At 66.2% G+C, this 20712-nt stretch carries 15 protein-coding genes; 11 read left to right on the top strand and 4 right to left on the bottom strand.

All coding sequences use genetic code 11. The features are described 5' to 3' along the window. Positions 1-55 precede the first annotated feature (55 nt). Positions 56-1414, top strand: coding sequence for a threonine ammonia-lyase IlvA (gene ilvA / locus AB0L58_RS37470; RefSeq protein ID WP_364394963.1), 1359 nt, complete (start codon positions 56-58; stop codon positions 1412-1414). Between the two features lie 232 nt (positions 1415-1646). Here the strand turns inward: ilvA and AB0L58_RS37465 are convergent, their stop codons facing one another. Further along, positions 1647-2900: a serine hydrolase domain-containing protein gene (locus tag AB0L58_RS37465; RefSeq protein WP_364394961.1), complete on the bottom strand. Its 1254-nt coding sequence runs from the start codon at positions 2898-2900 to the stop codon at positions 1647-1649. A 99-nt stretch (positions 2901-2999) separates the two neighbouring features. Continuing rightward, a complete protein-coding gene (gene treZ / locus AB0L58_RS37460; protein WP_364394959.1) occupies positions 3000-4724 on the bottom strand; it encodes a malto-oligosyltrehalose trehalohydrolase in 1725 nt (574 codons plus the stop codon). A 176-nt stretch (positions 4725-4900) separates the two neighbouring features. Here treZ and AB0L58_RS37455 point away from each other — a divergent pair, with 176 nt between their 5' ends. Next, on the top strand, positions 4901-5515 hold the full coding sequence (locus AB0L58_RS37455) for a class I SAM-dependent methyltransferase (protein WP_364394957.1): 615 nt from the start codon (positions 4901-4903) through the stop codon (positions 5513-5515). A gap of 411 nt (positions 5516-5926) precedes the next feature. Here AB0L58_RS37455 and dnaE read toward each other — a convergent pair whose 3' ends face one another. Then, complete coding sequence (dnaE, locus tag AB0L58_RS37450) at positions 5927-9478, bottom strand: DNA polymerase III subunit alpha (protein WP_364394955.1); 3552 nt, start codon at positions 9476-9478, stop codon at positions 5927-5929. A 248-nt stretch (positions 9479-9726) separates the two neighbouring features. Further along, positions 9727-10125, bottom strand: coding sequence for a DUF3052 domain-containing protein (locus AB0L58_RS37445; protein ID WP_364394953.1), 399 nt, complete (start codon positions 10123-10125; stop codon positions 9727-9729). Positions 10126-10269: 144 nt separating this feature from the next. Between AB0L58_RS37445 and AB0L58_RS37440 the strand changes: the two genes are divergently transcribed. From AB0L58_RS37440 to AB0L58_RS37400, 9 genes are all read left to right on the top strand, one after another. Then, positions 10270-11469 carry a histidine kinase gene (locus tag AB0L58_RS37440; RefSeq protein ID WP_364394951.1) on the top strand — a complete coding sequence of 400 codons (1200 nt, stop codon included), beginning with the start codon at positions 10270-10272 and terminating at the stop codon, positions 11467-11469. A 159-nt stretch (positions 11470-11628) separates the two neighbouring features. After that, complete coding sequence (locus AB0L58_RS37435) at positions 11629-12426, top strand: LytTR family DNA-binding domain-containing protein (protein WP_364394949.1); 798 nt, start codon at positions 11629-11631, stop codon at positions 12424-12426. Next, positions 12423-12791 (top strand): hypothetical protein, encoded by a 369-nt coding sequence (locus tag AB0L58_RS37430; RefSeq protein WP_364394947.1) that lies wholly within the window; start codon positions 12423-12425, stop codon positions 12789-12791. Before AB0L58_RS37435 ends, AB0L58_RS37430 begins: the two co-directional genes overlap by 4 nt. 33 nt (positions 12792-12824) lie before the next feature. Continuing rightward, on the top strand, positions 12825-14582 hold the full coding sequence (locus tag AB0L58_RS37425) for a cation acetate symporter (protein WP_364394945.1): 1758 nt from the start codon (positions 12825-12827) through the stop codon (positions 14580-14582). Positions 14583-14721: 139 nt separating this feature from the next. Then, positions 14722-15084 (top strand): DUF485 domain-containing protein, encoded by a 363-nt coding sequence (locus tag AB0L58_RS37420; protein ID WP_364394943.1) that lies wholly within the window; start codon positions 14722-14724, stop codon positions 15082-15084. 67 nt (positions 15085-15151) lie between these two features. After that, complete coding sequence (locus AB0L58_RS37415; protein ID WP_364394941.1) at positions 15152-16789, top strand: cation acetate symporter; 1638 nt, start codon at positions 15152-15154, stop codon at positions 16787-16789. Between the two features lie 52 nt (positions 16790-16841). Beyond that, positions 16842-18770, top strand: coding sequence for an acetate--CoA ligase (acs, locus tag AB0L58_RS37410; protein WP_364394939.1), 1929 nt, complete (start codon positions 16842-16844; stop codon positions 18768-18770). A gap of 124 nt (positions 18771-18894) precedes the next feature. Beyond that, on the top strand, positions 18895-19836 hold the full coding sequence (locus AB0L58_RS37405) for a PHB depolymerase family esterase (protein WP_364394937.1): 942 nt from the start codon (positions 18895-18897) through the stop codon (positions 19834-19836). 533 nt (positions 19837-20369) lie between these two features. Continuing rightward, positions 20370-20712 (top strand): hypothetical protein (locus tag AB0L58_RS37400; protein ID WP_364394935.1); only part of this gene is annotated, 343 nt, incomplete at its 3' end.

Genomic DNA, 20712 nt, shown 5'->3' with positions numbered 1-20712 from the left:
CTTCGACACCCACCCGCCGCGTCCGGCCGACGCGGCGGGTGGCAGCATATTTCGGGTGTCCAATCCGCTTGAACTTCTCGACGACCGATCCACATCTCGTCCTGCGCTGACCGCCGACGAGATCGACGCCGCCGCCAAGCGAATTGCCGACATTATCGAGCCCACCCCGCTGCAGCACAGTCCCCGGCTTTCCGCGCTGACCGGGGCGCAGGTCTATCTCAAGCGCGAAGACCTCACCGCCGTCCGTTCCTACAAGCTGCGCGGCGCCTACAACGTGATCGTGCAGCTCACCGACGCCGAACGGGCCGCGGGTGTGGTCGCGGCCAGCGCTGGCAATCACGCCCAGGGCGTGGCCTTCGCCTGCAATGCGATGGGCATCAAGGGCCGCATCTACGTACCGACCACCACGCCGAAGCAGAAGCGCGACCGTATCCGGGTGCACGGCGGCGAGTTCGTCGAGCTGATCGCGGTCGGGGAAACCTATGATGCCGCCGCCGCGGCCGCAGCCGAGGATGTCGAGCAGACCGGCGCGACCATGGTGCCGCCATTCGACGATCCGCGCACCGCGGCGGGACAGGGCACCATCGCGCCCGAATTCCTGGAACAGCTCGGCGGCCGGACCCCCGATCTGGTGGTGATCCCGGTCGGCGGCGGCGGTTGCCTGGCGGGCATCGGCACCTACCTGCGGGAGCGCTCGCCGAGCACCGGAATCCTCGGTGTGGAACCGGCGGGCGCGGCCTCGATGACCGCGGCACTGGTCGCGGGCGGCCCGGTGACGCTGCCGGAGATCGATCCGTTCGTCGACGGTGCGGCGGTGCGTCGCGTCGGTCAGGTGCCCTATGCGGCGGTCGCCGGATTCGGCGGCCGAGCCGTCTCGCACGGCTCGCTGCCGCTGCTGACCGCGACCGAATCACCAAGGGGCGCAGATGCTTTCCGCATGATGCAGGTCGACGAGGGCGCGATCTGCACCACCATGCTCGAGCTGTACCAGAACGAGGGCATCATCGCCGAACCCGCGGGCGCGCTGTCGGTGACGGCGCTGGCGGAGATCGCGATCGAACCGGGTTCGACGGTGGTGTGCCTGGTCTCCGGTGGCAATAACGATGTGTCCCGCTATGGCGAGATCATCGAACGCTCACTGGTGCACCGCGGCTTGAAACACTATTTCCTGGTCGACTTCCCGCAGGAGCCGGGCGCACTGCGGCGGTTCCTCAACGAGGTGCTCGGGCCCGACGACGACATAACCCTGTTCGAATACGTCAAACGCAATAACCGGGAAACCGGTGCCGCATTGGTCGGTATCGAGCTCGGCGCGCCCGAGGGGCTCGGCCCACTGCTGGAGCGGATGGAACAGTCACCGATTCAGTGCGAGCGGTTGGAACCGGACTCCCCCGCCTACCGCTACCTCACCTGAGCACACCCCCGATCCGGCCCGGCCGCGCAGAAGTTCCGCGCGGCCGGGCCGTGACGGTCCCATTGGAATTCCGGCACCACGGGCCGAAACTCGGCTCGAACGACCAGCCCAACGCCCCGTAGCCGCCCAGCCCGGCAGAATCACCGTGCCGCGAGAATCGTCGGCGTGACCACCGAAATCTCCGGCGGTGCACTCGGCACTGCCCGCCAGAGACGTGACGACGGAGCGCCGGTTACGCGGCCGCTGGCCGCTCGACCGGGGCGACGGACCGGCGGGTCGTGCGAACTACACCCGTCATGACCATCGGCAGCAGCCAACCGGCCGCGGCCTGGTCGAAGCTCAGCTGCGCGGCCGAAAGGTGATTGTGGACAAACCCGACGGATAGGCCGAGACGGGGTTCGGCCCAGCCGAAGGAGCCGCCGAGGCCGATATGGCCGAAGCCGCCGTGCGCACCCGGCATCGGCAGTGAGTGATAGCCCAGGCGCCAGAGCATCGGGGCGTAGAACAGGGCGCGATCGAGCCGGTAGGTTCGAATTCGACTGAGCGCCTTGATGGTTTTCGGCGTCAGATACTGCACGCCGCCCGCCATGCCACCATTGGCCAGCGCACCGTACATGGTGGCCAGGGCGGGAGCGGTGCAGACGCCGTTGCCCGCACCGAGTTCGGTATCCAGGATCGGCGGGATTTCGCCCTCCAGGATGGTCTCCAGTCCGGGCAGGAACAGGCACCGGGCCACGGCGCCGAGCGCACCGGGCAGACCGTAGCTGCGACCCAAAACCCTTGCGCTGACCGGATTCCCGATCATGCTGAGCTGAGAGCCCGCCAACGGTGCGTAGACGGTCGACGACTGCGCCGACGGCCTGCCCAGATGCAGGCCGTCGATGCCGAGCGGTTCGGATACCTCGGTGCGGAACAGGTCCGCCATCCCCTGGCCGGTAATGGCGCGGGCCAATCCGGCGAGCAGCCAGCCGAAGGTGAGCGCGTGATAGGCGGGCGTACCGAGCAGGCGATCCGGTTTCGCGGCGGCGAGGCGCTCCTCCATCAGCTGGTGGTCGAGCACATCCTCGAGTCCGGCCGCGATCGGGTGCAGGCCACCGAGTCCCGCGCTGTGCGTCATCACCTGCCGAACGGTGATATCGCCCTTGCCGTTCTGGCCGAACTCCGGCCAGTATTCGGCCATCGGCGCTTCGTAGTCGAGCAGACCGCGATCGGCCAGCCGATGGATAACGGTCGCGGTGATGCCCTTCGTGGCGGAGAAGATGATCGCGGCAGTGTCCTGGGTCCAGGGTTTGTCACCCGCGCTGCCGGTCCAGATATCGACCAGTGGTTCACCGTGCAGATGCACGGCCAACGCGCCGCCCGCGCCGCGGCGTCGCCCGAAGACCTTCGCGAATGCGCGTACCAATGGTGCGAATTCGGTGGCGGCGCTGCCACCCACCCCATCGGGGAGATTCGCTAGGTCCCCGGGTGAAGCCACGTTGCTCATATTCCAACGGTAATGGCGCCGGTCACACTCGGCAATAATTGTGTCTCGGACAGTTACATTCAGCGGGTTTCCTGCCATCGCTGTCCGAGCCGAGGTTCGCTATGCACTTTCGAGTATCACGAACGAGTGCCCCGGGATCCCGGTCGCGGTGACGCCTTCGGTCGCGGATTCCCACGACAGCACCGAAACACCGGCGACAGGTACGGTGACCTGCTCTTCGGAGAGATTGCACACCAAGGTCAGCGGGCCACGGCGCACCGCGATCCAACGGGCGTTCTCGTCGTAGTCGACAGCTACGTGCGTGAGCCATGGGTTCGTGATTTCGGCCCGCTCGCGCCGCAGATAGATCAGCTCGCGATAGCAAGAAAGTAGTCGCGCATGCCGATACTGCTCGCGTTCGGACCAGTCGAGCTTCGACCGTAGGAAGGTTTCCGGGTCTTGCGGGTCGGGAACGTTATCGCTGTCCCAGCCATGTTCGGCGAACTCGTCCTTTCGCCCGGTCGCGGTGGCGGCGGCGAGCACCGGATCGGTATGCGAGGTGAAGAACTGGAACGGGGTGCGCGCGCCCCACTCCTCCCCCATGAACAGCATGGGCGTGTACGCCGAGAACAGCACCAATGCGGCCTTGATCGCCAGCTGTCCGTCGGTCAGGTAGGTGCTGGGACGGTCCCCGATCGCCCGATTGCCGATCTGATCATGGGTACAGGTGTAGGCGAGTAACGCACTCGCCGGGATGAGCCGGGTGTCGATCGGACGGCCGTGGACGCGACCACGGAAGCTGGAATACGTTCCGGCGTGGAAAAATCCGCGCGTCAGCGTCTGGGCAAGACAGCGCAGCGAACCGAAATCGGCATAGTAGCCCTGACGTTCACCGGATACCGCGGTGTGTACGGCATGGTGCAGGTCGTCGTTCCACTGTCCGGTCAGGCCATAGCCGCCGGCCGCACGCGGGGTGATGAGCCGCGGGTCGTTGAGATCACTCTCCGCGATCAATGTCAGCGGCCTACGCACGTGTGCGGCAAGGGATTCGGTGTCGGCGGCCAATTCGGCGAGCAGGTGGGTGGCGGTGCGGTCGACGAGTGCGTGCACGGCATCGAGTCGCAGTGCGTCGATATGGAAGTCGCGGAACCAGCGCAGGGCATTCTCGATAATGAAGCGACGCACCGGATCCGAGGCAGGACCGTCGAGATTGAGGCTCTGCCCCCAGGTATTACGACCTTCGGTCAGATAGGGCGCGAAGCGGGGCAGATAGTTGCCGGAGGGGCCGAGATGGTTGTGCACCACATCGAGGGCGACCGCCAAACCCGTTGCGTGGCAAGCATTCACGAAGCGCTGCAAACCGTCGGGTCCGCCGTAGGGCTCGTGGACCGCATACCAGCCGACACCGTCGTAACCCCAGTTGTGGATGCCGTCGAAGGCGTTGACCGGCATCAACTCGACCATGGTGACGCCGAGTTCGACGAGATGGTCGAGACGATCGACGGCGGCGTCGAAGGTGCCCTCGGGTGTGAAGGTGCCCAGATGCAGTTCGTAGATGATCGCACCCGCCAGTGGGCGGCCGGTCCAGCCCGCATCGGTCCACCCGGCCGGATCGAGGGCGTGCAGTGCCGAGCGGCCGTGCACGCCGTCGGGCTGCCGAGGCGAACGCGGATCGGGCAGGACGGTCGGGTCATCGTCGAGCAGGTAGCCGTAGCGCGCGCCCGTTGCGGCGAGCACCTCGGCCCGCCACCAACCGTCACCGGACCTCGTCATCGGATGCACGACACCATCGATGTCGATACGCACCCGTTCCGGTCGCGGGGCCCACACCTCGAACAAGGTCACCGAGCCAGCATCGCATGCGTCCCACCGTGCGGCTCGCCGACATCCGAGGCGCACCGTCGCCCGCCCGTGACCAGCACGACCACCTGGCCCGCCGCCGCGGCAGCCGCTCCCGAAGCGCCTCGCCGATATCGACGTGAACATTGCCTGCGGTGCGCGAACCCTGACAGAGTGAATGCGTGGGTATCTATAACGACCATGTCGTACCGCGGCTGGTGAACGCAGTCTGCGGTATGAAGGTCAACAATCCGCACCGCGAGCGTGCCTGCGCCGGACTGCACGGGCGGGTGATGGAGATCGGCTTCGGATCGGGACTGAATATCCCCTTCTATCCGGCCGCCGTCGACTCGATCAGCGCCGTGGAACCCGCCGACCTCGGCTGGCGTCTTGCGGACAGGCGCCTCGCCAAAGCTACGGTGCCGATCGAACGCGCCGGACTCGACGGCCAGTCGCTGCCCTTCGCCGATAACAGCTTCGACTCCGCCCTCTCGACCTGGACGATGTGCACCATTCCGGATATCGCGGCCGCGCTCGCCGAGGTGCGCAGGGTACTGATCCCCGGCGGGACTCTGCATTTCGTCGAACACGGGCTCGCGCCGGATCCGGGCGTACGAACGTGGCAGCACCGGCTGAATCCGATCGAGAAGGCGATCGCGGGCGGCTGCAATCTCGATCGCGATATTCGCGGGAGCGTCGAGCGCGCCGGATTCGAGATCCGCGAGCTCGACGAGTTCTACGCGGACGGACCCAAGTTCCTCACCGCGCTCTCGCTCGGCGTCGCGGTCTCGGCGTAGTACGACCCAAGACCTCTGTGACGCAACGGGTCTGGGCCGCAGTAGTATCTACAACACCTTCAGCAAGCACCTCGTATTGCTAGTGGGCGCCTTCGGATTCACCGACAATCCGGCGCTGAACACTCGCGTTTTCGCACTGCCGGGCAATGCCCGACTCTCGCGACCGCAGTGAACTTCTCCGTGTTCAATGTCGGCATCACCGTCGGCCCCTGGCTCGGCGGCTCGGCTATCGGCCGCGGTTCGGCTACCCGTCGGTCGCCTGGATCGGCGTGGTCCTCGCCGGTCCTCGCCGTCACCGCAACGCTTTTCGCGCCACATCGACCGGACCAGGCGCGGGTCCGGTCGATGTGGCGTTTTCGCGTGGACAGAACCACGGCATTCGTCGAGGCGACCGTTCCGGACGGAGTAGCGCTAACTCGCGAGGCAGCCTGGGCCGAGCAGGGCCTTGAGGTCGCCCATCAAAGCCGAAGACGGTGAAACTCGCAGGCTGTCATCCAATTTCCACAATGACGTATTGTCGCGCGCACCAACATGACGGACATGGACGTCCGCGGTGCCCGGATGTCTGGACAGGATGCGCTTGAGTTCGCCGATCTTGTCCGGCGTGCACAGGCGGGTCGGCATGACGACCGCCAGCGGTTTGGCCACCCCGATCGAAGACAGATCGGGGACGGCGAGATCGTTGGCGATCAAGGAGATCCGATCGTCGCGCACCGAGACCCTGGCCTTCACCAGGACGACCGCATCCTCCACCACATCCGCGCCATACACCGAATAGGCCTGCGGGAAGAACAGCACCTCGATGCCACCGGTCAGATCCTCGATCTGCGCCGAGGCCCAGGCCAGGCCATTCTTGTTGATGCGGCGATTGACCGAGGCGAGAATACCGCCGATGGTCACCTGGGCGCCGTCCTTGATATCACCCTCGAGAATCGCCGGAATCGCCGTATCCGCCTGTGCCGCAAGCACATGTTCGACGCCGTTGAGCGGATGTCCGGACACATACAGGCCGAGCATTTCCCGCTCGAGGGCGAGCTTGTGCTTGGTCTCCCACTCGTCCTCGGGCACCTTCACATTGAACACCGAGGCCACCGAATCGTCGCCGTCGTCCAACCCGCCGAACAGGTCGAACTGACCGATCGCCTCGGCCTTCTTCGTGGACATCACCGCATCGATGGCATCGGAGTGCACCAGCAGCAGCCCCTTACGCGGATGCCCGAGCGAATCGAAGCCGCCTGCCTTGATGAGGGATTCGGTGACCTTCTTGGTGCAGGCGATGGCGTCGATCTTGTTCAGGTAATCCGAGAAATCGGTGAACTTCGACTTCTCCTTGCGCGCCTGGATGATCGAACCGACGACATTGGCGCCGACATTGCGCACCGCGCCGAGGCCGAAGCGGATGTCCTTGCCCACCGAGGCGAAGTTCATCTCGGATTCATTGACATCCGGCGGCAGCACGGTGATGCCGAGGCGGCGGCAATCCGACAGGTAGACCGCGGCCTTGTCCTTGTCGTCGCCGACCGAGGTGAGCAGGGCCGCCATATATTCGGCGGGATAGTTCGCCTTGAGATATGCGGTCCAGTAGGAGATCAGGCCGTAGGCGGCGGCGTGCGATTTGTTGAACGCGTAACCGGCGAACGGCAGGATGGTGTCCCACAGCGCCTTGATCGCGGGTTTGGAGAAGCCGCTCGCCTGCATACCCGCCTCGAAGCCCTCGAACTCCGCGGCCAGCACCTCGGCCTTCTTCTTACCCATTGCGCGGCGCAGGATATCTGCTCGACCGAGCGAGTAGCCGGCCACCTTCTGCGCGACGTGCATGATCTGCTCTTGGTAGACGATCAGGCCGTAGGTCTCGCCGAGGATGTCCTCGAGCGGCTCCTCCAGCTCCGGATGGATCGGCTTGACTTCCTGCCGGTCGTTCTTGCGGTCGGCGTAGTCGTTGTGCGCGTTCATACCCATCGGGCCGGGGCGGTACAGCGCGCCGACGGCCACGATGTCCTCGAACGCGGTCGGCTGCATGCGGCGCAGCAGATCGCGCATGGGCCCACCATCGAGCTGGAATACGCCGAGAGTGTCACCGCGCGACAACAATTCGTAGGTGCGCTGATCGTCCAGCGGCAACCGGTCCATATCCAGATCGATGCCGCGGTTGGCCTGGATATTCTCCAGCGCGTCACCGATCACCGTCAGGTTGCGCAGACCGAGGAAGTCCATCTTCAGCAGGCCGATGGCCTCACAGGACGGATAGTCCCAGCCGGTGATGAGCGCACCGTCCTGGGGCCGCTTCCAGACCGGGATCGCGTCGGTGAGCGGATCACAGGACATGATGACCGCACACGCGTGCACACCCGCGTTGCGGATCAAGCCCTCGAGGCCGCGCGCGGTTTCGTAGATCTTCGCGACATCCGGATTGCTCGCGATGAGTTCGCGAACCTCGGCGGCCTCCTTGTACCGCTCGTGCTCCGGATCGGTGATACCGGATACCGAGATGTCCTTGGCCATGATCGGCGGCGGCAGCGCCTTGGTGATCTGGTCGGCGATGGCGAATCCGGGCTGGCCGAAGAGCACTCGGGCCGAGTCCTTGATGGCGGCCTTGGTCTTGATGGTGCCGAAGGTGATGACCTGGGCGACGCGGTCGGTGCCCCACTTCTCACTCGCGTAGCGGACCATCTCACCGCGGCGGCGATCGTCGAAGTCGATATCGATATCGGGCATCGACACACGCTCGGGATTGAGAAAGCGCTCGAAGAGCAGACCGTGCGGAATCGGGTCGATATTGGTGATACCGAGCGCGTAGGCGACCAGCGAACCGGCCGCGGAACCACGGCCGGGACCGACGCGGATGCCGACATCCCTGGCGTGGTTGATCAGGTCACCGACGACGAGGAAGTAGGCCGGGAAGCCCATCTCCAGGATGACGCCGATCTCGTACTGCGCGCGGTCCAGATATTCCTGGGGCGCCCCGTCCGGAAAACGGCGCTCCAGCCCGAGGTCGACCTCGCGACGCAGCCAGCTGGCCTGGTCGTAGCCATCGGGCACCGGGAAGATCGGCATCCGGTCGCGGTGCTGCCACACCTCGTCGTAGGACTGCACCCGCTCGGCGATCAACAGGGTGGAATCGCAGGCGCCGGGCACCTCCATATCCCAGATCGCGCGCATCTCCTCCGCGGACTTCAGGTAGTAGCCGTCGCCGTCGAACTTGAACCGCGTTGGGTCGCTGAGGGTTTTACCCGTCTGGATGCACAGCAGCGCCTCGTGATTGGTCGAGGCGTCCTTGGTGACGTAGTGGCAGTCGTTGGTGGCCAGCGGCCGGATCCCGAGCTTCTTGCCGATCTCGAGCAGCCCCTCACGGACCCGGCGCTCGATGGACAAGCCGTGGTCCATGATCTCGAGGAAGAAATTGTCCGGTCCGAAGATCTCCTGCCATTTCGCCGCGGCCTCCAGGGCCTCGCGGTCATGGCCGAGGCGCAGGCGGGTCTGCACCTCGCCCGACGGGCAGCCGGTGGTGGCGATGATGCCCGCGGCGTGCTCGGCGATGATCTCCTCGTCCATGCGCGCCCACTTGCCGAGCTGACCTTCCAACGAGGCGAGCGAGGACAGCTTGAACAGGTTGTGCAGGCCGGTCGCGTTCTCCGCGACCATGGTCATATGCGTATAGGCGCCGGAGCCCGAGACGTCGTCGCCCTTCTGGCTGGGATCACCCCACTGCACGCGCTTGGTGTCGAACCGGGAACCCGGTGCGATGTAGGCCTCGATGCCGATGATCGGCTTGATGTCGGCCTTCTTGGCGGAGTTGTAGAACTCCGAGGCCCCGTACATATTGCCGTGGTCGGTCATCCCGACCGCGTTCATTCCCAGCCGTTTCGCCTCGGCGAAGAGCGGAGAGATTTTGGCCGCACCATCGAGCATCGAGTACTCGGTGTGATTGTGCAGGTGAACGAACGATCCGGACGAGGCGGCCAAGACGGTCCTTCCTCCCAAGGTCTCGACGGGGGTTGGCCTAGCGATTCTAGGCACGTCGGTATGACAAATTTCGGGAGGCTCGCACGCCGTGACGGGACGTCCCAGGAGGGCCCGGCGTGTCGGTGGTGAAGATCACCGGCGCGTCATCTGGGCAGCCTGAGTTGTCGTGCGAAACGGGGCGCGGAGCTGTCCGAATTCCGCGAATGGAGCTCGGTGCGCGGAGCGATCGACCCTACTCGATGGCGCGCCTACAGTCGCTTCCGCCAGACGAATTTCAAACCGGACCAATCGTTGTCCAGCGCCGCGACCTTCACATCGACCACGCCGATCGGCAGCAGCAGTTCGCGCAGATCGTTCTCGGCGATATCGCTGACGTGCCCGCCCGCCTTGCGTGGCCAGGCAATCCACAGCATGGCCCCCTTCGCCAACCGGACAGCAAGCTCCGACGCCTCGTCCGCGAGTTCGGCACGGGTGCGGTAGAAAGCGAGCACCACCTCGGCCTGATCCGGTTGATCGGCGGCGATTTCCACCTCGGGCGGAAGGTCCGGGATCCGCCAGCCCGGCGCGGCATTCAGCAGCACCACTCGGTGGCCGGGCTTGATACCGAGCTTCTCGGCCAAAGGGGTTCCGGAGTAGCCGGCGGTCATGGCACGACTGTATGCCGGCACCGTCCGCCACGAAGGCCCCGGTCGCCGCTGGCCGGATCTGTGCGGTTGACCATGCACTCGCCGCGGACAACGCCATAATCGGGCCATGGGATGGCAGCGGCAGCACCGGTCGGCGGGTGTGCTGTGACCACCGCCGTTGTCGCGGTCGGTGCGGTAGGCGTGCTGATCGTCGGCGCGCTACTGGTCTGGTCGCGGACGCGCAGGGTGGTGACCACACCGGCCGAGCGGGCGGTCTACTCGGCGCTGCATACCGCATCGCTGGCCGCGCGTCCGTTGCGGCAGGGCCTGAACGATCGGTCCGCCCAAGAGGCCGCACCGCATCTGCGGACGCTCACCGGAGCCGACGCGTTGGGCGTCGCCGATCCGGATGGCACCCTGCTGGCCTGGGACGGACCGCATTCGGATCTGGCCGAACCCTTCGCCGACGCCGCACGGCGGGCGGTGGCGACCGAGCGGCCGGTGCTGGTGTCCGGGCCGGGTCGCGGTGAACATGCCGGACGGACACTGATCGCGCAGCCACTGCTCATCGAGAATGCCGGGGTGGCGGGGGCTTTGGGGGTGGTCACCACCGGGACGCCGGAGCCTGGGCGGCTGGGCGCGGTCGCCGAGGTGGCGCGATATGTCTGCGGACAGCTGGAATTGGCGGAATTGGACGCCTCGCGTGCCCGGCTCGATCGAGCCGAGGTGCGCGCGCTGCGGGCCCAGATCAGCCCGCATTTCATCTACAACGCGCTCAATACCGTTGCCTCCTTTGTGCGTACCGATCCCGATCGGGCGCGTGAGCTGATCCTGGAGTTCGCCGACTTCACCCGGTATTCCTTCCGTGCCGCGGGCGAATTCACGGTGCTCTCCGATGAACTGCGCAATATCGAGCGATATCTGGCGCTGGAGCGCGCCCGGTTCGGTGATGCGTTACAGGTGCGGTTGCAGATCGCACCGGAAGTGCTCGGCGTCGTCCTGCCGTTCCTGGCGCTGCAACCCTTGGTGGAGAACGCGGTTCGGCACGGCTTGGCCGGAGCGACGCGCGGCGGCACGGTGACCATTGTCGCGGCCGATGCGGGTACCGACTGTGTGATCAGCGTCGAGGACGACGGCATCGGGATGGATCCGGACCTGCTGCGCTCCGGCGCGCTCGACGCCATCGAAACCGGTACCGGCCCAGCGGGTTCCGGCGAATCGGCGCATGTCGGTCTGGCGAATGTCGATGACCGGCTGCGGGCGACCTTCGGCAACGACTACGGCCTGATCGTGGAGACCGCCCCTGGCGCGGGCACCAAGGTGAGCCTGCGCGTGCCCAAATTCCGCGCAGGCATCCAGGCCTGACCACGGGCCCGCTTCGCACGGCACACGACGGCTCGTCTCACTACACCTGTGCGATCTCAGGGCGTACCGACAAACACGCATGTGGTGTCAGTGCCGATTCAGCCGGGTCCAGGTATCCGGGCCGACGGGTGGACGGGCTCCGCTTACGATGGAACGGCTGTGACCCGGACCACCGACCAGTCCGCCGCCGCGCTGCGTGTGCTCGCCGTGGACGATGAGAAGCCCGCTCTGGACGAGCTGGTGTATTTGCTGCGCGCGCAGCCGGGGGTCGGTGGAATCCACAGCGCGAACGATGCGACCAGCGCATTGCGGCTGATGCGGGCGCATCCGATCGATGCGGTATTCCTCGATATCAATATGCCCGGCCTGGACGGCATGGAATTGGCCGGGATCCTGTCCGAGTTCGCGAACCCGCCCGCGGTGGTGTTCGTGACGGCCCACGACGATCAGGCGATAGCGGCCTTCGATCTGGGGGCGGTGGACTATCTGCTCAAGCCGCTGCGGGAAGCACGGTTGGCGGAGGCGGTGCGGCGGATCGCCTCGGCCCGTGCGACCCCGGTCCCGGCCGTCGCGGCACCGCGCGCCGACCCCAATGAGGTGATTCCGGTGGAGCTCGGTGGGGTCACCACACTGGTGCACCGATCGAGTGTGAGCTGGGTGGAGGCGGAGGGCGACTATGCCCGACTGCACACCAGCGGCGGATCGCATCTGGTGCGGATTCCGTTGTCGGCGTTGGAATCCCGGTGGGAGAACGCGGGATTCCTGCGAGTCCACCGTTCCTATCTGGTGGCGCTGCGGTTGGTGACCGGACTGCGCACGGTCGGCACCGCAACGGTGGTCCGGCTGCGCGCCGACGGCAATGCCGCTGCGGTGGAACTGCCGGTCAGCCGTCGGCAGGTGCGCGAGCTCAAACAGCGGCTGGTGCACGGGCCGCGACAGCAGTGGACGAATCCGTGACCACTCCGCAGCAGCGTCCGACCAGACAGCGCGTCGTGCTCGCCGAGCGCCGTGGCGCGCGACGCGTGCGGACCCGAACTGAAGTCGTCGAGCAGACCGAGATCGGCGAGGCGCTCATCGGCGGGCTGATTCGAGCGCAGTTGGGGCTGGCGGTGCGGGTCGGATTGGTCATGGTGCTCGTATTGTGTTCGCTCCCTATGCTTTTCCGGCTCGAGTCGGTGGGATCGTTCGTGCTGCTCGGCGTGCGGCTGCCGTGGTTGCTGCTCGGCCTCGCCGTGTATCCGGTGCTGTACGGGGTCGGGCGGCTGTACGTCCGACTCGCCGAACGCAATGAGCAGGACTTCCTGGAATTGGCCGAGGACTGATCCGATGTACAGCGCCGCGACGGGTGATGTGCCGTGAATACCGCGTCGACACCAGCGCTCACGGTCTTCGCATTGCTGTCCGCCGCCCTCGCCACGGTCGCGATCGGCGTCTACGGTGTCCGGTTGGCGCGCACCACCTCCGACTTCCTGGTCGCCTCGCGCAGCGTCGGGCCGCGCTGGAACGCGGCGGCGATTTCCGGTGAATACCTCTCGGCCGCTTCCTTTCTCGGTGTCGCGGGACTGATCGCGAAATACGGCGCGGACGCGCTGTGGTATCCGGTCGGGTTCACCGCCGGATATCTCGGACTACTGCTGTTCGTGGCCGCGCCACTGCGCCGGTCGGGCGCGTACACGGTGCCCGATTTCGCGGAGTTCCGGCTCGGCTCGCGGCGGCTGCGCAGGCTGGCGGCCGTCGTGGTGGTGCTGGTCTGCGGGGTGTATCTCATTCCGCAGTTCCAGGGCGCGGGCCTCACGCTGCATATCCTGCTGAATGTGCCGAAATGGGTGGGCGCGGTGGCGGTCGGCGCGATCATCATCGCGAATGTGGCCGGTGGCGGCATGCGGTCGATCACACTGGTACAGGCCTTCCAGTATTGGCTGAAGCTGACCGCGGTCGCGCTTCCTGCGCTGGTGCTGCTCGGACATTTCCTGGCCGAGGATCGCGAACTCGGCACCCCCGCTCCCCCGGTGGTCACCGAGCGCACCACGGTGGATGTCAGCACCGGCGTGGTAGTGCAGGTGGGTGCACCGCAACAGGTTTCGATCACCGGGACGCTCGACGATCGCGCGCTCGACGGACCGGTGCTGCTCACACCGGGCGCACACGAACTGGCGGCCGGGACCGAGCTGACCCTGGAAGCGGGCTCCACCGTGCCGGTGGTCGCCGGAGCGCCGACCGACGGTGCGGCCTGGCTGGCACCCGGCGGCGGATTCGGCGGCGGCCATCCGACCTACCAGGTGTATTCACTGATCATCGCCACTTTCCTGGGTACGATGGGGCTTCCGCACGTGCTGGTGCGGTTCTATACGAATCCCGATGGCCGCGCGGCGCGTACGACGGCACTCGCGGTGATCGGCCTGGTCGGCGTGTTCTACCTCTTCCCCATCCTGCTGGGGGTTTTCGCGCGGCTGTACGTGCCACAGCTGCTGATCACCGGAACTTCCGATGCCGCCGTGGTACTGCTGCCCGGATCGGTGCTGGCGGGCCTGCCGGGACAACTGCTGGCGGCACTGGCAGCGGCGGGTGCGATCGCGGCATTCCTTTCCACCTCGTCCGGGCTGCTGGTCAGTATCGCGGGTGTGCTCAGTACGGATATGCTGCGTGGACGAATTCGCGACTTCCGGGCGGCCGCGTTATTCGCCGGTGCCGTGCCCCTCGGTGTTTCGGTCATGGTGGTGTCGCTGGATCTGTCCCGTACTGTCGCCCTTGCCTTTTCGGTGGCCGCTTCGACACTGTGTCCGCTGCTGGTGCTCGGCATCTGGTGGCGCGGTCTGACGGCCAAGGGCGCGGCCACCGGACTGATCGCGGGCGGTCTGGCGGCGGGCGGTGCGACAGCGGTTTCGGTGACCGGCGGCATCTCCGACGAGTTCGCCGACGGCTGGCTCGCGGCCGTACTCGGCTATCCGGCGGCGCTCAGCGTACCGCTGGCATTCGCGGCGATGATCCTGGTCAGCGCGCTGACGCGCGGTCAGGGACCTCGCACGGTCGGGCGCATCTTCGTCCGAATGCATGCGCCGGAGCGGCTCGGCATGGGTGCGGACCGGGAGCGCGCCATCGGGCTGAGCCGCTGACCGTTCGTCGCGGCCAGCCGACCGTTCACCGCATAAACCAGCGCCTTCACAGAGTGATCCACGCCACATCATGAATCCCTCACGGGGCTCCCCTTATGGTCGGCGGGTAGTAAGCCACGTCACACGCTAGGACCCTGCGATGACCAGTATCGACCTCGACAAAGATGGCACGCCGCCGCGGCGCACGCCGACAGCGGAGGATTTCACCGCCGTCCAGTCGAGTCCCCAGTTCCAGGAATTACGAAGTCGGTTGCGCCGCTTCATCTTTCCGATGACCGCGCTGTTCCTGGTCTGGTACCTGAGCTATGTGCTGCTCGGCGCCTACGCGCACGAGTTCATGGCCACCCAGGTCATCGGCAATATCAACCTCGGTCTGCTGCTCGGCCTCGGGCAATTCGTCTCGACGTTCGTGATCACCTGGCTGTACGTCCGGTTCGCCAATAAGGAACTCGATCCGCGCGCCGCGTCGATCCGCAACTACCTCGAGGGAGACCGGGCATGAGCGAGCAAACAATGAGCACAGCTAACTTGGTAGTCATGACGGAGCCGAGCGCTAGCGAGGCGCAGTCATGAGTACCCACTATCTGGCCGCCGCCGAGACGGTCGGCAATCCCGCCGCGAATATTGCCATTTTCGGCCTGTTCGTGGCGATCACCATGGTCGTGGTGATCCGGGCCAGCCGCAACAACCGGACCGCCGCCGACTACTTCACCGGCGGCCGCGGCTTCTCCGGCCCACAGAACGGCATCGCAATCGCGGGCGATTACCTTTCCGCCGCAAGCTTTCTCGGTATCGCAGGCGCCATCGCGGTGTACGGCTACGATGGGTTCCTCTACTCGATCGGCTTCCTGGTGGCCTGGCTGGTCGCACTGCTGCTGGTCGCCGAAATGCTCAGGAACACCGGCAAATTCACCATGGCGGATGTGCTGAGCTTCCGGTTGAAGCAGGGGCCGGTCCGCACCGCCGCCGCGCTGACCACGCTCGCGGTCTCGCTGTTCTATCTGCTGGCGCAGATGGCGGGCGCGGGCGGTCTGGTCGCGCTGCTGCTCGATATCTCCGATAAGACCGGACAGAGCATCGTCATTGCCGTAGTCGGCGTATTGATGATCGTGTATGTGCTGGTCGGCGGCATGAAGGGCACCACATGGGTGCAGATCATCAAGGCGGTGCTGCTGATCACCGGCGCGGCACTGATGACGGTAATGGTCTTCGCCAAGTTCGGCTTCAACTTCTCCGACATTCTCGGCTCGGCGCAGGATGCGGTGCACGGCTCCAAGACCAAGGGCGTGGCCGCCCGTGACGTGCTCGCCCCCGGTGCCCAGTACGGCGGCAACGCGACCTCCAAGCTGAACTTCGTCTCGCTCGGCCTGGCGCTGGTGCTCGGCACCGCGGGTCTGCCACATGTGCTGATGCGCTTCTACACCGTGCCGACGGCGAAAGAGGCTCGGCGCTCGGTGGTTTGGGCGATCGGCCTGATCGGCGCGTTCTATCTGTTCACCCTGGTGCTCGGTTACGGTGCAGCCGCCATTGTCGGACCGGATCGCATTCTCGGCGCGGCGGGCGGTCAGAATTCGGCGGCGCCGCTGCTGGCCTTCGAACTCGGCGGCGTAGTCCTGCTCGGCATTATTTCCGCGGTCGCCTTCGCCACCATCCTGGCGGTCGTCGCGGGGTTGACGATCACCGCATCGGCATCGTTCGCGCACGATATCTACGCGAGCGTGCTCAAGAAGGGGCAGGTCGACGAGAACAAACAGGTCAGGGTCTCCCGGATTACCGCCGTGGTGATCGGTGCACTGGCCATCGGGCTCGGCATCCTGGCCAACGGCCAGAACATCGCGTTCCTGGTGGCGCTAGCCTTCGCGGTCGCGGCGGCGGCGAATCTGCCGACCATTGTGTACTCGCTGTTCTGGAAGCGGTTCAACACCACCGGCGCCCTGTTCAGCATGTACGGCGGCCTGATCTCGACCATCGTGCTGATCGTGTTCTCCCCCGCGGTATCCGGGACGAAGACCTCGATGATTCCGGGTTCGGATTTCGATTGGTTCCCGCTGTCGAATCCCGGAATCGTCTCCATCCCACTGGCTTTCGCCCTCGGTGTGGTCGGCACCTTCCTCGGCGGCGGTAGGCCGGAGGATCCGGCGAAGCAGGCCGAGATGGAGGTTCGTTCGCTCACCGGTGTCGGCGCGGAGCAGGCGGTCGTGCACTGAGCACATCCTGCTGAGCCTGCCGCCCTTGCTATTTCGAGAGGAAGTATCGACGTTGACCAGCGCAACCACCGACCCGTCCAGCTACCCACCGGATGCGGCATTCGCCGCGAACGCCAATGCCGATGCGGCATTGTACGATCGCGCCGCCACCGACCGGCTGGAGTTCTGGGCCGAACAGGCTCGGCGGTTGCACTGGCATCGGCCGTGGACACAGGTCCTCGACTGGAGCGATGCACCGGTCGCGAAATGGTTCGTCGACGGCGAACTCAATGTCGCCTACAACTGTGTGGACCGGCATGTGCTCGACGGGTACGGCGAGCAGGTGGCCATCCATTGGGAGGGCGAGCCGGGCGACTCCCGTGATATCACCTACGGCGAGTTGCTCGCCGAAGTATCCAGGGCGGCAAACTATTTCACCGAGCTCGGGCTGCGGACCGGCGATCGAGTCGCCATCTATATGCCCATGGTGCCGGAGGCGATCGTCGCCATGCTGGCCTGCGCCCGGCTCGGGCTCACCCATTCGGTGGTATTCGCCGGATTCTCACCGACCGCCCTGCGCCAACGAGTCGACGATGCCGGTGCCCGATTGGTGATCACCACCGACGGGCAGTGGCGGCGCGGTACCGCCGCACCGCTCAAGACCGCCGTCGACGAGGCGCTGGCCGATGGCGAGCACACCGTCGAGCACGTACTCGTGGTGCGACGCACCGACATCGAGGTGCCGTGGACCGAGGGCCGCGATCTGTGGTGGCATGACACCGTCACCGACGCCTCCCCCGACCACCAGGCGCAGGCCTTCGATGCCGAGCATCCGCTGTTCATCCTTTACACCTCGGGCACCACCGGAAAGCCCAAGGGCATCCTGCACACCACCGGCGGCTATCTGACCCAAGCCGCCTACACCCACCACAACGTCTTCGATCACCGGGCTGGACAGGACGTCTACTGGTGCACCGCCGATATCGGCTGGGTCACCGGACACAGCTATATCGTCTACGGACCGCTCGCCAACCGCGCGACCCAGGTCGTGTACGAGGGCACCCCCAATTCTCCGGATGAGCACCGCCATTTCGACATCATCGAAAAGTACGGCGTCACCATCTATTACACCGCGCCCACCCTGGTGCGGACCTTCATGAAGTGGGGTCGGGAGATCCCCGACGCACACGACCTGACCTCGCTACGGCTGCTCGGCAGCGTCGGCGAACCCATCAATCCCGAGGCCTGGCGCTGGTACCGAGAGGTATTGGGCGGCAATCGGACTCCCATCGTGGATACCTGGTGGCAGACCGAGACCGGTGCCGTCATGATCTCGCCGCTGCCGGGTGTGACGGCCGCCAAACCGGGTGCGGCCATGACCCCGCTGCCCGGCATCTCCGCGAAGATCGTCGACGACGACGGCGCGGAACTCGAGTACGGCCACTCCGGACTGCTGGTGCTGGATCAGCCGTGGCCCTCGATGCTGCGCGGCATCTGGGGCGATATGGATCGATTCCGTGCGACCTACTGGGACCGATTCGCCGAACACGGTTGGTATTTCGCCGGTGACGGCGCCAAGCTCGACGACGACGGCGATCTCTGGGTGCTGGGCCGGGTCGACGATGTCATGAATGTCTCCGGCCACCGGATCTCCACCGCCGAGGTCGAATCCGCACTGGTCGGACATGCGGCGGTCGCGGAGGCGGCGGTGGTCGGTGCCAACGATGCGACCACCGGACAGGCGATCGTCGCGTTCGTCATTCTCACCGCGGGCGCGCACGATTCCGGCGATGCGCTGATCGGCGAGTTGAAAGCCGCTGTCTCCCAGGAGATCAGCCCCATTGCCCGGCCGAGGGAGATTCATACCGTTCCGGAACTCCCGAAAACCCGCAGCGGCAAGATCATGCGCCGCCTGCTCCGCGATGTCGCAGAGGGTCGAGAACTCGGCGATACGTCGACCCTCGTCGATCCGAAGGTCTTCGAGGCCATCGCGCGCGGATAGGCGACGCCCCGGACGGACCCGGCCACCACAATGATGAGGGGGACCGGGTCCGTCCCGCCGGGGCGGCAGACACGCCACCGTCGGGATCGCGGCAGAAGTTCAGTGCCCGGCTAATATTCCCGACGTGCGAAATGCCGCGTTCCGTCTGTGCGCTGTCGTCGGCGCCGTCCTGATCGCAGCGACGCTGCTCGGTGCATCACCGCGCGCGCAAGCCCGGACAGACCAACGCTGCTATACAAACGCCGCGGGCACCCGCTGCTACTACCTGCATGTACCGCCGGGCAGCAGTACGGGTCGGCCGCTGATGGTGTACCTGCACGGTTGCAACGACCCGCTGGCCGACGCCCGGCCGACCGGGTTCTCGCTCGCCAGGGTCGCCGACGAAATGGGTTTCGTACTCGCTTATCCGATCCAGGACCAGGCGGCCAACAAAGACGTCTGCTGGAACTGGGACAAAGCCGAGAACCGCGAACGCGGCCGAGGCGAGCCGTCCCTTATCGCCGGCATCACCACCAACCTCATCGATCAATTCGGTCTCGATCGCTCGCGCGTCTATCTCGGCGGATACTCCGCGGGTGGTGCGATGACCACCAATCTGGGCGCCACCTACCCGGATCTCTACGCGGCGATCGCCCCGATGGCCGGTGCGCCCTATCGAACCGAGCTCGGCGGCCAGGTGATCATCGACGCGATGGGGGCACGTGCCCGCCCGATGCCGACGTTTTTCCTGCAAACCCTCTTCGACCAGATCAGCAACTTCGTGATCGGCCGTGCCAACCTCGCGCAGTGGCGCGAGGCCGATAACCTCGCGGATCCGGGATCGGTCCCGACCGTGCCGACGCGTCTGGATGTGCTGGTGGCCGGACCGGGTCTCCCGATCCCGCTCACCGCCGAGCACTACGACAGTCCGCGCGGATGTGAACTGGCGCAATTCACCACGCCGCTACTCGCCGAACACGCGATCGGGGCACGTATCGTGCAGGACGACGTCGGCATCGAGGTCCAGCGCAACCTGATGCGTTTTCTGCTAGCCCACCGCATGCCCGCACCACATCGGACCTGCTAGGCGACGAAGGCCCTCGCGCGCGCGGGCTTCTCGCAAAGCCGTTGCCCGCCAGGTGATTTGGTCCAACGCGGCACACACTATCGCTTCGAGTTCGGGGTCGCGACGGGGCCAACTGCCGTCGCCGGCGAAGCGCCGACAGGCCCGCGCCACCGGGACCGTGCGACGGATCGGGACAGCATCGAGTTCGCCGAATACCTGCCGCAGCTGGGAGTTGTGGGGTCAGGTCTGTACCCACCTCGGCTGGATCTGCATGCAGCACACCGAATTCGACCGCGCCGCCGCCCTCGCCGACCAGGCTGTGCGCGTCGCCGCCGAACATGGTTACGCCCCCGGCCGCCTGTTCGCCTCCATCATCGCGGCCTTCACGGCCCGCCGCGACGGCAATCCGGACCTCGCCGAACGCATCGTGCGCGAACTGCTGGAACCGACCCCGGCCGATAGCGAGGAAACACCCCTGTTCCTGCCCATGCTCCAGGTCGAACTCGGCTATATCCTCGAACCCCGCGACCCAGCCGCCGCCCTCGCCATGCATTTTGGCCGCTCTCGACGGCGCCCAACGCATCGCCGCACCGCGCGACACCACCTTCGCCATTGCCGCCCCTGGCCGCCGACTCGGCGAATACGAAACCACCGCAACCCTTTTGGGAGCCGCCGAGGCCATCCGCATCACCACAGGCATCCCCCTGCTCCCCGGCGAACGCGAGGGCATCGACCGCCCAAGCACCAGAACCATTGCCGCCCTGGCCGCCGCGGTCGCCGAACTCGGCGAATACGAAACCGCCGCAACCCTTTTGGGAGCCGCCGAGGCCATCCGCATCACCACAGGCATCCCCCTGCTCCCCGGCGAACGCGAGGGCATCGACCGCCCAAGCACCA

Source organism: Nocardia sp. NPDC052112, assembly GCF_040680135.1.
Taxonomy (GTDB): domain Bacteria; phylum Actinomycetota; class Actinomycetes; order Mycobacteriales; family Mycobacteriaceae; genus Nocardia.
This window is presented reverse-complemented; position numbering and strand designations above follow the sequence as displayed.